An 8660-nucleotide genomic window follows, 5' to 3' on the forward strand; every position below is an offset into this window, starting at 1 on the left:
GGGCCAAGTCCGTTCACCACGGCCGCGCAGCCCTTACAGTTCTGCGAAATTTTTCAGAATTCTTAGACCGTCGGATTGGCTCTTTTCGGGATGAAACTGCGTCGCAAAGATATTGTCCCGCCACACCATCGAGCAGAACGGCGCGCCGTAGTCGGTTTCGGTCGCAATCACATCGCGATCCTGCGGCACGACGTGATACGAGTGAACGAAATAGGCGAAAGCGCCATCCTCCAAGCCCGCGAGAATCGGCGGCCGCCGGCGCATCGAAAGCCGGTTCCAGCCCATGTGGGGCACTTTGTATTCGGCCGGCAATTCGAATCTCGCCACTTCGCCGCGCAGAATCCCTAAACCTTCGTGCCGGCCACCTTCGTGGCCAACGTCGAACAGCAACTGAAGGCCCAAGCAGATTCCCAAAAACGGCTTGCCGGCCGCAATGCTTGAGCGAATCGGTTCGATAAGATTCCGCCGCCGCAATTCGGCGATGGCGTCCGGAAACGCGCCGACGCCGGGCAATACGATCTTCTCCGCCGCCATCACCGACTCGGGATCGCTGCCGATCACGGCCGGATGCCCGACCTTTTCGAAACCTTTTTGGACGCTCCGCAAATTGCCCATTTGGTAGTCGATGATTAGGAGCATGGGGAGGCAAGGCGAGGGTGAGGGGGCAGAGACAAAAGTCCGCAACACTGGCCGTGCGCCGGACCGGACACGACCGCCATATTCTAGCCGGGCCACGATCGTCTGCCATCGGCACACAAAGAGAGACTCCTCCCGATCGCGAGGTTCGCCGGTGGCGAACCGGCGGTGCGAAACCGCTCACCGCGGCTTCGACCCATGATCTTCAGCCGGCCGATTAGGCAAACCTTGCGGGCTGACGCGGCCTTGCGGGCCGAGGAATTGGCACGATCCGCAGGGTCTTCCCACATTTTGCCCGGCGGCAGAATCACTTCTACCGCACTATGCACTTCGTCTGGCATATGTCCGATACCACTAGTCGGAGCGAAGTTTGATTGCTTGGATCGGGGAATTCCGGCGCGAATTATTCGTGATATGGCTCAAGTCGAGGGCCGCCGATCCCTTCAAAATGTTCGTCTGCAGATTGGCCCGGCCAAACCTTTCGACGATCGATTGTGTGTGCGGCGTGTATCTCCAGCGGGCGGCTGGAGTTTTGCCAGTCCGACATGAAAAGGTGAAACTTACCGCCGCGAGACGACGATCCGCCTCTATTTTTTTACCGGTCGCTTGAGTCCTCGAAAATTGAGAAATCTCCTATGAATCGCATCGTTCTCCTGATTCTTGGCCTTTCTTCTGGTCTCTGGGCGCTGCGCGATCTCGGTTCGGTAAACCGGCCGACCGCATCGCTTCGAGCCGCGGAGACCATTAGCACGGATCACAAGCCGACGGATGAAAAAAAAGAGGCCCGAAGTTTGTCGCCTGCCATCATGCCGGGCTGCCTCGACATCGCTTCGGAAGGGCGGGCGATTCGCTCGGAAACATCGGGCATCGTCAAAGCAGTCAAATACACCGTTCTGGTTCAAGATGCGGAAAACGATTCCGACGAAGACATGCTCGAACTCGCCGAGCCGAAGGATAAGAGTTCGGAGGCCGATCGCGCAGCCTTGGGGCGCTGGGCCACTTCGCTGATCGATACGTTGGTTCACGAGCCGGGTGCGGCCGCCAAGGCGGCGATGCATGAAGATCACCCGCTCGGCAAGTTGGCGGCACAAGCGATTGTTCCCCCTCCCAAGCATGAATCGGCGACCGCGCCGCAAGCGATTCCCGCCGCGCCGCCAATCGAGGTTCTGGCCACCGATATTCCGGCGAACACGGAGGGCAGCGACACGGAAAATGGCGGCGCCGAAAGCGCGGCCGACGTTCCCACCGCCAAACCAGCCGAAACAACCACCGAAAAGGCCGTCGAAAAGATCGCTGAATCGCTCTCTGAGCAGTCGAACGAGAAGCCTTCCGACATGGAGAGACCAGCGGTTGCGGCCGCGTTGCCGGAAGAAGGATGTGGAACCGACGAATCGTCCGTCGAGCCGCACGGCCCCGCACGGCACAAATCCGCCGCCCCAGCACCGGCGGCAATCATGCCTCCCGTCAACCCGGTGACCAAGCCGTCGGCGAAGTCACCTGTTGAAAAGCCTCACGACACTGCGGCCGCCGTTGCGCCTTCGCCGGTCGCAACCCGAGCCCCATCGTCGCCCGTCACGCTCGTCGCCCCGATGGCAATGCCGCATCCGATTGCCGGGCAACCGATTGTGTCGGCGGCGCCGATCGAGCGACCATTTTCGCCACAGATGATCGAGCTATCGCAAAAGATTCGCTATGCCTTGGCGATGTATCAACACCAGCGATTGCTCAATACGGGCAGCAACGCCTGCTGGGAAGTGATGCACCGCTTCGTGGCCTTCGGCGCCGCGACCGAAGTGCTTCGCGATGGACCCGGCGGCGAGCCGGTAAACGCTATCGGCTGGTTGCTCTGGGGCGGCCGGTGCAATTCGCAGCCGCTGCTCGTGCTCAGCGACGGCCGGCCGATGGCCATGGTCGGCGTCGGCGTCCAAGGCCACCCGGGCCAGTTTCTCGGGATGTTGGCTCAATCGCGCGTGCGGCCGGATAGCCCCTTTCAGCTCGGGAGCCATTCGTTCACCGTGCAAGACCTGATCGACCAGGAAAAGCTCGACTGCGACAGCAATATCGAACTGACATTTGAGCTGATCGCAATGTCGTACTACCAGAAGACCGACGACAGCTGGACCTCTCGCAATGGCGAGCAATGGTCGATTTCGCGGCTGGTCCAGGAAGAAATTCGTCAACCGATCAACGGCGCCGCATGCGGTGGCTCGCACCGGCTATTCGGCCTGAGCGCCGCCTTTAAGAAACGCATGCTCGAAGGCAAACCGGTGGACGGCGAATTTTTGCGAGCCAAAAAATATGTTCGCGCCTATCAAAGCTACACGCTCGGCACCATCCAGAACCGCGATGGCAGCTTCAGCACCGACTGGTTTCGCCGCCCGGCGGACAACGGCGATCTGGACCGCAAGATTCAAACCACCGGCCATATCCTCGAATGGCTCGTGTTCAGCCTGGACGACAGCCAGCTTCGCGATCCGCGCATTATCCGCAGCGTCGATTTCCTGTCGACGCAGATCATCATGCATCCGAATAAGGCGTGGAGCGTCGGCCCCTTCGGCCACGCACTGCATGCGATCGCGCTCTACCAATCGCGGGTATTCACGCCGTCGGACCCGCAATTCTTGCAACCCCCGGCCGTCGTGGCGCAAGCCCCGTTGCAAGCAACGCCTCGGCCCGTCGCCGCTCAACCGGCTCCGAAGCCACTGACAAGATTGGAGACAACCGCCCCGGCGACAGGGCCGGCCAAACCGGTTGTGAAATCGCCCACGGAATCGCGGCCGCGGCAGACATCGGTGCCGCCCGATGCCATGGCCGACCCGATGCGACCGATCGAGTCGCCCGTGGTGCGCCCAGTTCCGCGACCGTCCGTCGGCACCCCGAACGCCGCTTCCGCCACCGCCGAACTCGAGGGCCCCTCCCTCGGCGTCACACGCTAGACTCGGCCGAAAAATGACTTCTCCACAGACCCCTCTCCCCTTGCGGGAGAGGGTAGGGTGAGGGGTTCGAAAAGCGGAAGTTATTTTTCGGCCGAGCCCTAGATGCGGAATGCTTTGATCCCCAGGCGCCAGGCCGGTTGCCGCGCAACGTGCTGGGCAATAAGCGCCGGCTTTCCAACTGGCGGGTGGTTTCTTACAATACCGGCTTGGCGTTTGCCTGCTTGCGGCGGTGGGGAGCGTGTTTCGCGCGATTCTCTCCGCGGCGTTTCGAGCCCTGAAACCGCTTTGCATTGCCGATCATGGCCACACCCACCGCAGTCGCCGCGTATTTACTGCTGTTCGTCGTCGCCGGATTCAGTTTTCTGTTTGCGAATCTGCTGCTCGGCAAATTATGCCGGCCGCAGGCGCCGAATTCCGAAAAGCTCGAAGTCTACGAATGCGGCGAGCCGACGATCGGCTCCAGTTTCGTGCAGTTCGACTTGCGATTTTATGTCGTCGCCTTGCTGTTCATCATATTCGATGTCGAAGTGGCGTTTTTCTTTCCTTGGGCAACTGTGTTTGGCAAGAGCACGCAACTGATGGATCGGAATTTAGTCGTTGTGGAACAGACAAGGGCGATGGACGACGGGCGAGGGGCGAGTGTCGGGCAGGTTGAACTGACGTCGGCGGCTGTAGGACTTTATCGCGAACTCGGTGTTAATCATCCGACAGCGCCGGAAGTGCAAGCGCCGACAAAGGGCGCGGCGCCTGCGGCCAAAGGGAGCGAAACGGCGTCGCCGCTTCGGCAGGCCGATGAAAAAATCCGGGCCGACGCGAGCACGCTTGCCCGGCTTTCGATGGTCGATATCGGAGCATTTTTTGCCGTGCTGCTCGTGGGGTTTGCCTACGTCTGGCGGCGCGGCGATTTGGATTGGGTCAGAGCCGTCAGCCGCGAGCGATCCGTTGGTGTCGAGCCAACCGAGTCACCGGAAGTGATCGAACAGCAACCCGCCGTATCGGCATAATATTCCTTCCCCTCCGCTTTCTCCGCGACCCCGTGTGAGATAAATCGGGTTCGGCCAATGCCGAAGGACAGAACATGCGTGGAACTGAGTTTCTCGAACGGCTGAAAGAGCGGTTCGGCGAGCGGATCACCGGGTCGAATCTCGAAGCGCTCGATCCTTGGATCGAAGTGTCGCCGGAGGGGTTGTTAGACGTGTCGCGTTATTTGCGCGACGAGCCGGCTCTGCGGTTCAGTATGCTCAATTGCATCACAGCCGTCGATTATTTCGAACCCGACGCCAAGAAGGCGGCCAAAGTGACGTGGAAGCCCCACCTCGAGTTGGTTTATCACTTATGGAGCGTGCCACATCGCGTGTCGCTAGTGATGAAAGTGATGCTGCCGCGGTGGAAGAACGATTCGCCCGGTGAATTGCCCGAGCTGCCGTCGGTGAGCCGGCTTTGGCCGACCGCCGATTGGCACGAACGCGAAGTCTACGATCTTTCCGGCATCCGCTTTTTGGGTCATCCGAATCTGCGGCGAATCCTCTGCCCCGAAGATTGGGTCGGCCATCCCTTGCGCAAAGACTACGAAATGCCGTTGGAATATCATGGAATCAGGAATCGGTAGGGTTCGTGGCTAATGGTTCGTGGCTCGTGGCTCGCAAAAGGCCGCGAGTCCCTTGTAACGCCATCGATCAGCCGGCCAGATCACTGATTTTCAAACCGAACACGATCGCCTAGCCACGAGCCACTAACCACACTAGCCACGCCCCATGTCCACCTACACCGACGATCCTCGCATCGTCGAATTCGATGTCCGCACGGACGAAATGCTGGTCAACATGGGCCCGCAGCATCCCAGCACGCATGGCGTGTTGCGGCTCGTGTTGCGCACCGATGGCGAGGTGGTGTCGGAAGTGACGCCGCATATCGGCTACCTGCATCGCTGCGCCGAAAAGATCGGCGAGAATCTCACGCCCCGGCAGTGGATTCCCTACACCGATCGAATGGACTACCTGGCCGGGATGAATATGAATCTCGGCTGGGCGATGACGGTCGAAAAGCTGCTCAAGCTCGATCTGCCCGAAAAAGCGAAACACCTGCGGGTGCTGATTTGCGAACTGGGCCGGGTCGCGAGCCATCTCGTCGGCATGGGGGCGTATGGCCTCGACTTAGGCACGTTCAGCCCGTTTCTCTACGCCTTCCGCGAACGGGAAAAGATCTTGGATCTGTTCGAGGAAGTCTGCGGCGCCCGGCTCACGTATAGCTATATCACCGTGGGCGGGGCGACGGCCGACCTCCCACGGGGCTGGCTGCAAAAGTGCGAAACGTTTCTCGACCAACTCGAACCGATCATCATCGAATATCACACGCTGCTCACCAGCAACGCCATTTTCGTCCGCCGGGCGGCCGGCATCGGTATCCTATCGCCTGAAATGGCGATCGGCTACGGCTGCACCGGTCCGGTGCTTCGCGGTAGCGGCGTCGACCAAGATCTCCGCCGCGACGGCGAAGCCCGTTACACGGAAATGTATTCCGGCTACGCATTCGAAGTGATCGTCGAGAAGAACGGCCATTATCCGAAAGACCACCATTATCCCCCCGTGCCGGCCAGCGCGGTGCTGGGCGATTGCTGGCATCGGTTTTACGTGCGGATGCTCGAGGTGGTACAGTCGATCGATCTGGTGCGGCAGGCCATCGATCGCTACAGCATCGCCACGGGCTCGTGGGGCGAACCGGTGAAGCTCACCGAAAAGTTGCCCAAGGGCGAGGCCTATCTCGAGACGGAAGCGCCCAAGGGGCAGATGGGCTTTTACATCGTCAGCGAAGGGGGTTCGATTCCTTGGCGAGCCCGGGCGCGCAGCAGTTGCTTCTGCAATTTGTCGGTAACGCACGAACTCTGCCGCGGCTGCCTGATCGCCGATGTTCCGGCCATCGTCGGCTCGCTCGACATCGTGATGGGCGAAATCGATCGGTGAGGAAGAAGGCTACAGGCTGTAGGCTACAGGCTACAGAATGTGGTGTGAACGATTTCCCTGTAGTCTGTAGCCTCAAGCCCGCAGCCTTTCCGGAGTTTCATCATGGTCGATCTCGTGACTGTCGAAACCTATACCGATCCGATCGAGGCGTCGCTGGCCAAGAATGATCTGATCGAATCGGGCATAAAGGCCGTGCTGATCGGCGAAGAGGCGAATGCCTTGTGGCACGTGCCGACCGAAATGGCGATGATCAAACTGCAAGTTGCCGCCGAAGACGCCGCGCGCGCCGCCGAAATCCTAAAATCCCCCGCGCGAACCATCTCCTCCGACGAAGAACTGGCCGAGGAAGCTGAAGCGGCGCCGGAGAAAGATGGCAACGACGAGGAAGCTTAAGCGCGAAGGGATCCCCGCCGATGAACGACCAATTGGTGACCATCGCGAGATTTTCCGACCAAATCCAGGCGGCATTGGCTCGCAATGATCTACAAGCCGCGGGCATCAAATCGTTTCTGCCAGGCGAGTCGATTTCGGCGATGGCCTGGCATCTTACCAACGCGTTCGGTGGAATCCGGCTCCAAGTCGCGGCGGAGGACGCCCCGCGGGCCATCGCAATTCTTTCGGAAACCGCTTCGCAATTTGTCGAGAACGCCGAAGCGGGCAAAGCGAGCGAGACGCCGGCCGACGATGCAGATCTGTTGGCAAGTAGCCGGGCCGACTCCGGCCTCGACGGCGCGGATCCGATTGCTGATGAGTTCGACGACGATGGCGTCGGTGACGAAGATTCCGACGCGGAACTCGATCCTTGGAACCGCCGGGAGCGATCGGCCGATCGGGCATTCCGTGGCGCCGTGTTCGGATTGCTTTTTCTCCCGCTGCAAATTTATGTCTTCTGGCTATTGCTGAAGGTTTTTGTATTGGACGACTCATTGGCGCCCCGTCTCCGACGCCAGGCCATATTGGCGGCGGCGATCAATCTTCCAATTATTTTTCTGTTCCTCGTCTGGCTGTCGTACATGTTTTCGCCGGGAAGCTTCTTGTGGCCGCGGCACGGCATCAACGGCCATCGTTGAAAGCCGAAGAATTGCGCGGCCGCGAACGAGGCATGGGCTACATAGACCGCCGCTCCGCGGCGGATTTCTGACGTTCCCGGACTGCGAGCCCTGTGCTTAATGCTTCTCCGAATCCTGCCCGCTTAGTAGGCAACCGCACGGCGAAGTCGATTTGCCAGGCGGGCGACGCTACGTTGCAACCGGTTTAATAGCAAGCAGTTAAAGCGTTCGAAAACTCGACGCTAGCGCTCTCGGCACAAGGTTTGCCTAGCGTTGCCCGCACACATGCAGGTCGACCTGTGTCGGCCAGCCATGCAATTGGTCGCGAGACGCGGTGGCGATGCGCGCGCTCCGATCAGATGCTTTCATGCATGGCGAATTGGGCATGCAAATAATGACGTAAGTGTTTGGGCCGATGGGCTTTGGCTTTCGTGGATTCCCTGTAGTCCGATCGAAAGCCCCGTTGCCCAGCGGCCGGAAAGGCGGAAACGATGAAGCGATTGAGTAGCGTGCTAATTGTGGGATTGATGGTTGTCGGTATGGCTGGCTGGGGATGCAGCAACACAACTCCCGAGACGCCGAAGACCGACACGAAGATGTCGTCGACCGAAAAGCCGGCCGACAAAATGGCCGACGCGACAAAGCCGGCCGATACGAAGCCGGCCGATGCACCGAAGCCGGCCGAGACTGCTTCGACCAAGCCAGCCGACACGACCCCAGCCCCTACAACGCCAGTCAAACCGGCCACACCGGAAAAGACCGTGGCGTTGAACACCTCGGGCGACACGGTCAAGGTTGGTATCTTGCACTCATTGTCCGGCACAATGGCCATCTCCGAGACATCGCTAAAGGATGTCGAGTTGATGGCGATCGACCAGATCAACGAGGCCGGCGGCGTGCTGGGCAAGAAAGTGGTGCCGGTCGTCGTCGATCCCGCGAGCAACTGGGACTTGTTTGCCGAAAAGGCCAAGGAATTGATCACCGTCGACAAAGTGGTCGCCACGTTCGGTTGCTGGACCTCGGTGAGCCGCAAGTCGGTTCTGCCGGTGTTCGAGGAATACAACCAGCTTTTGTTCTAT

General features: G+C 60.0%; 8 protein-coding genes. 7 read left to right on the forward strand and 1 reads right to left on the reverse strand.

Annotation, left to right across the window (positions count from 1 at the left end):
- Positions 1-33: 33 nt before the first annotated feature.
- Positions 34-639 carry an imidazole glycerol phosphate synthase subunit HisH gene (hisH, locus tag VHX65_19485; GenBank protein ID HEX4000740.1) on the reverse strand — a complete coding sequence of 202 codons (606 nt, stop codon included), beginning with the start codon at positions 637-639 and terminating at the stop codon, positions 34-36.
- A gap of 632 nt (positions 640-1271) precedes the next feature.
- On the opposite strand from hisH, the gene VHX65_19490 reads away from it, so the two are divergent.
- From VHX65_19490 to VHX65_19520, 7 genes are all read left to right on the forward strand, one after another.
- Complete coding sequence (locus VHX65_19490; protein HEX4000741.1) at positions 1272-3572, forward strand: hypothetical protein; 2301 nt, start codon at positions 1272-1274, stop codon at positions 3570-3572.
- 299 nt (positions 3573-3871) lie between these two features.
- A complete protein-coding gene (locus tag VHX65_19495; GenBank protein ID HEX4000742.1) occupies positions 3872-4576 on the forward strand; it encodes an NADH-quinone oxidoreductase subunit A in 705 nt (234 codons plus the stop codon).
- A 74-nt stretch (positions 4577-4650) separates the two neighbouring features.
- Positions 4651-5181 (forward strand): NADH-quinone oxidoreductase subunit C, encoded by a 531-nt coding sequence (locus tag VHX65_19500; GenBank protein HEX4000743.1) that lies wholly within the window; start codon positions 4651-4653, stop codon positions 5179-5181.
- Between the two features lie 145 nt (positions 5182-5326).
- Positions 5327-6532 (forward strand): NADH-quinone oxidoreductase subunit D, encoded by a 1206-nt coding sequence (locus tag VHX65_19505; GenBank protein HEX4000744.1) that lies wholly within the window; start codon positions 5327-5329, stop codon positions 6530-6532.
- A 102-nt stretch (positions 6533-6634) separates the two neighbouring features.
- On the forward strand, positions 6635-6925 hold the full coding sequence (locus tag VHX65_19510; protein HEX4000745.1) for a DUF2007 domain-containing protein: 291 nt from the start codon (positions 6635-6637) through the stop codon (positions 6923-6925).
- Positions 6926-6945: 20 nt separating this feature from the next.
- Complete coding sequence (locus tag VHX65_19515) at positions 6946-7602, forward strand: DUF2007 domain-containing protein (GenBank protein HEX4000746.1); 657 nt, start codon at positions 6946-6948, stop codon at positions 7600-7602.
- Positions 7603-8072: 470 nt separating this feature from the next.
- Positions 8073-8660: transporter substrate-binding protein (locus VHX65_19520; GenBank protein HEX4000747.1), on the forward strand; the 588-nt coding region annotated here is incomplete at its 3' end.

The organism is Pirellulales bacterium (assembly GCA_036267355.1).
Classification (GTDB): domain Bacteria; phylum Planctomycetota; class Planctomycetia; order Pirellulales; family DATAWG01; genus DATAWG01.

Bases quoted from the DNA above. Each gene is read 5' to 3' on its own strand.
- VHX65_19495 (HEX4000742.1), top strand. From the start codon at position 3,872: ATGGCCACACCCACCGCAGTCGCCGCGTATTTACTGCTGTTCGTCGTC.
- VHX65_19515 (HEX4000746.1), top strand. From the start codon at position 6,946: ATGAACGACCAATTGGTGACCATCGCGAGATTTTCCGACCAAATCCAG.
- VHX65_19490 (HEX4000741.1), top strand. From the start codon at position 1,272: ATGAATCGCATCGTTCTCCTGATTCTTGGCCTTTCTTCTGGTCTCTGG.
- VHX65_19510 (HEX4000745.1), top strand. From the start codon at position 6,635: ATGGTCGATCTCGTGACTGTCGAAACCTATACCGATCCGATCGAGGCG.
- hisH (HEX4000740.1), bottom strand. From the start codon at position 639: ATGCTCCTAATCATCGACTACCAAATGGGCAATTTGCGGAGCGTCCAA.
- VHX65_19500 (HEX4000743.1), top strand. From the start codon at position 4,651: ATGCGTGGAACTGAGTTTCTCGAACGGCTGAAAGAGCGGTTCGGCGAG.
- VHX65_19505 (HEX4000744.1), top strand. From the start codon at position 5,327: ATGTCCACCTACACCGACGATCCTCGCATCGTCGAATTCGATGTCCGC.